This window comes from Schnuerera sp., assembly GCF_035459645.1.
Taxonomy (GTDB): Bacteria; Bacillota; Clostridia; order Tissierellales; family Tepidimicrobiaceae; genus Schnuerera.
Genome location: NZ_DATHXO010000395.1, coordinates 1 through 3,156, shown reverse-complemented (window position 1 = coordinate 3,156; position 3,156 = coordinate 1). Strand labels below are relative to the sequence as shown.

Here is a 3,156-nt window from a genome sequence, read left to right as displayed (position 1 = left end):
CATTATTATCCTCTCAAGGCATGTTGAAACCGTAACACTGCTTGTGTATGATGATATGCATCAACGGGTTGACACATAGGTCAACCCCTACAGTATTGGAAACATCATATTTCGTAGGGATGGACCTGTGTGTCCATTCGGTTTCATATGATATACAGTTTCTATTTTGCGTACCAGTGGTTAACCCCTACGATGATATAGAATATATCATAGTTGTGCGTAGGGGCAGACCCACGTGTCTGCCTTCCAATGATATGACACTAACAAATTGATGAAGAAGGTGCTATATAAGTATGGGCATATAATATAGAATAAATGTTATAGTAAAAAAGTGAATATTTCTATCTGGATTTCTTGCTGACATAATTGGTGTAAATTACTAATTTGAGCAAATTTTTTCAAAATAGCCAAACCAGTTTTTCTAACGAATTATTAAACTAATCCCATAAAATATTCTACAGTAATAGCTACAACAACTACTAAGGCTGAGATGATAAAACCGTGTATCATAGGATTGATACCGGACTTTTTCATTTCATTAAAATCAGTGTTCATACCAATAGCAGCAAGAGCAGATACCATCAAGAATTTGCTAATGTTTTTCAACCCTGTAGAAACAGCAATCGAGAAGAAACCTAAACTGTTGATTAATGACATACCAACAAACGCTATTATAAACCATGGAAATAATGATGTAATTTTAACATTATTATAGTTTGCGATACTTCCATCTGTATTTTTAGTATTTACATGTACATTAATAAGGGAGAAGATCAGCACAACTGGGATGATGGAGAGTGTACGGGTTAGTTTTACCATGGTTGCAAAATCTCCAGCGGATTCGCTAAATGCATATCCAGCAGCAACTACACTTGAAGTATCATTGACGGCAGTACCAGTCCATAGTCCATATGCCATATCACTTAATCCAATCATGCGACCCATGATTGGAAATAATACTATCATAGCCATATCAAATAGAAATGTAGCTGACATTGCATAAGCAACATCTTTGTCTTCTGCTTCAATAACTGGTGCCATAGCAGCTATAGCCGATCCTCCGCAAATACCAGTCCCAGCAGAAATCATGTTGGAAAGTTTCCAGTCTAAACCAAGCCATTTCCCAATAAAATAACCACCACCAAAGCAAGTTAGAAGAGTAAACAACATTACAGTTAGAGACAAACGGCCAATATTAAGAATCGTACCGATACTTAAAGATGCACCTAATAATATAATTGAAAACTTAAGTATTTTTTTGGAAGTGAATTTTAAACCTGCCTCTATTATTTTGCTTGGTTTCCTTATTTGATTAATTGTCATTCCTATAAATAGTGCAATAACGGAATCTCCAATCAGAGGAAGTGGTAGCAAGGATTCTATCCATCTTGCGAACGAAGCAATCAATAAAGCTATAATAAAACCAGGGATGTAAGTAAGTGTTTTTTTCATAAATACCCTCCTTTGATATTCTAGGATAATTCTATATGAAAAGAACTATAAAATCAAATTATGATATGTTATTATATATAAATGTATGTTATAGTTAAGAATAAAGATAAGGAAAAGAGATTATTACATGAAGGTAATTATATTTAATGCAGTTCTTCAAGTCTAGAGAGGAGTTACATATGCTTGATACTAAGATATTTACATTTTTAAAAGTAGCACAACATAAAAATTATACAAAGGCAGCAGCTGAATTAAATTTAACACAACCTGCAGTTACTCAGCATATAAAAAAACTGGAGGAGTATTATGGTTGTAATCTAATTGATATCAATGGAAAATCAGTCAAATTAACTGAACAAGGAGAAGTTTTCTATAACTATGCCAATTTTCAGATTGCAAATGAAAAACAACTTATAAATCAAATTAAAAAAGTGGAGACACCAATTAAGATTGGTGCAACGCTTTCTATAGCAGATTATTATTTACCACCTTATTTAAGTTCTTACTTGGGAAATAATGATGAATTAATTTCAGTAACAGTAAAAAATACACAATCAATTATTGAAATGCTACTAAATAATGAATTATATTGTGCATTTATTGAAGGAATATTTGATAAATCATTATTTCATTTTTATGAGTTTCATAACACTAAATTTCTTCCAGTAGCTAGAAAGGGACATCCTTTGGAAGGCTCAGAAACTACAATATCTGAAATTCATAAATACCCTTTAATTTTAAGAGAAGAAGGGTCTGGAACCAGAGAAATATATAAAAATTATTTATACCAAAATAATGACTCTATACTTTCAGTTTCTAAAGTTTATGAGATCAGCAGCTTTGGAATTATAAAAAAGATGTTAAGTAGTTCAGATGCTATTTCATTTATGTATGAAGAAGTTGCAAAGCAAGAAGTTGAAAAAGGAGAGTTATGCTATCTTACGATACAAAATTATTCAATTCAACGACCATTATATTTTGTTTATCCTAGCAATAGTTTGATGAAAGAAAAAAATGAGTTATTTTATCAAAAATTGATGCGAATGGACTCGGATTGATCCCTCAATTTTGAACAAAACTCACTAATACTTTTAATATTATAGTATTTAATTTTATCCTTAGTATTATTAAAAACGCAACTAATATTAAATGTATCAATAATAAATATGTGAAGTAAAGATTATATTTGGTTCTGGAGAGAAATAGTATATGTATTACGATGTGGAAATCAAATTAAAGATTTGAGAACTGTAAAAATTCATTAAAGCCAGTGGATATTCTAAATAAAAAGCATGGTAATGAAATAACTAAAGAGTTAGGAGATAAAATAACAGATATTGAATATTATATTGGAAACCAAAAATTATTAAAATCGACTATCTATTCTTTAAACAATCAGCCTAAGGGTGAACTAAAACATTTTTATTTTGAGTTTAACGGCAAATACTACACTATGATGGTAGATGGAAATTTTAGAAGCATAAACTATAATGAAATAAACATGCTGGTTGTTTAGTCGATGTCGGGCGGGTCCAGTTCTGCACCAGATGCAGCAGCCACAACTGCTGCGGTAGCAACTTGCTCGGCAGCCAGACTTGCAACACGTTTGACCTCCGCCGCAGCGTGAGCCGCATCACGCAGATACTGTGCAGATGCACCACCAGTGCGCGCAACCATCTGTGCAAATCGCGAGGTGGAATCGTC

General features: G+C 32.5%; 4 protein-coding genes. 2 read left to right on the top strand and 2 right to left on the bottom strand.

Features of this window, described 5'->3' with window-relative positions:
* Nucleotides 1–432: 432 nt before the first annotated feature.
* A complete protein-coding gene (locus VK998_RS09365; protein WP_325227868.1) occupies nt 433–1,452 on the bottom strand; it encodes a YeiH family protein in 1,020 nt (339 codons plus the stop codon).
* 179 nt (nt 1,453–1,631) lie between these two features.
* On the opposite strand from VK998_RS09365, the gene VK998_RS09360 reads away from it, so the two are divergent.
* Entirely contained in the window at nt 1,632–2,510 is an 879-nt protein-coding gene (locus tag VK998_RS09360) for a LysR family transcriptional regulator (protein WP_325227867.1), read from the top strand.
* A gap of 212 nt (nt 2,511–2,722) precedes the next feature.
* The gene (locus VK998_RS09355) at nt 2,723–2,968 is read left to right on the top strand and encodes a hypothetical protein (RefSeq protein ID WP_325227866.1); all 246 of its coding nucleotides are present in this window, start codon (nt 2,723–2,725) and stop codon (nt 2,966–2,968) included.
* Here the strand turns inward: VK998_RS09355 and VK998_RS09350 are convergent.
* The coding region (locus tag VK998_RS09350; protein WP_325227865.1) for a hypothetical protein at nt 2,965–3,156 on the bottom strand (192 nt) is incomplete at its 5' end. The two genes, VK998_RS09355 and VK998_RS09350, sit on opposite strands and share 4 nt — an antisense overlap.

Excerpts from the sequence above, each read along its gene's own strand:
- VK998_RS09365 (WP_325227868.1), bottom strand. The coding sequence starts at position 1,452 with ATGAAAAAAACACTTACTTACATCCCTGGTTTTATTATAGCTTTATTG.
- VK998_RS09360 (WP_325227867.1), top strand. The coding sequence starts at position 1,632 with ATGCTTGATACTAAGATATTTACATTTTTAAAAGTAGCACAACATAAA.